We start from the raw sequence: 291 nt of genomic DNA, 5'->3' as shown, positions 1-291 counted from the left end.
AAGGAGGCACGCGCGTCGCGGGGCGCGTGCGTTCGCGACGTCGGGGATGGGATGGCGGAGTTCATCTCCGCTCAACCCGCCGTGTTGGCTCATGCGATGCACGACCGGATCACGCAACAAGCCCAGGCGTTGAAGAACGCGGACCCGACGGACACGCGGACTCTGGATCAGATCCGGGCGGACCTGGTGGCGGACATGATGCTCACCGTGACCCCGTCCGTGGAAACGGGTGCCGGCTTCTCGGACGGGGCCGGCGGGCTGGGGGCTATTCGCGGGATCGTGAACGTCACC

The 291-nt window shown here is 68.0% G+C and carries 1 pseudogene; it reads left to right on the top strand.

Annotated elements, in window-relative coordinates:
• Nucleotides 1-51: 51 nt before the first annotated feature.
• Nucleotides 52-291 (top strand): annotated as a pseudogene (locus MIC448_RS09100) (HNH endonuclease); the annotation flags it as partial.

This window comes from Microbacterium sp. C448 (assembly GCF_000582705.2).
Lineage (GTDB): Bacteria > Actinomycetota > Actinomycetes > Actinomycetales > Microbacteriaceae > Microbacterium > Microbacterium lacus_A.
The sequence above is the reverse complement of the archived record's forward strand: the minus strand, read 5'-3'. Positions and strand labels throughout refer to the sequence as shown.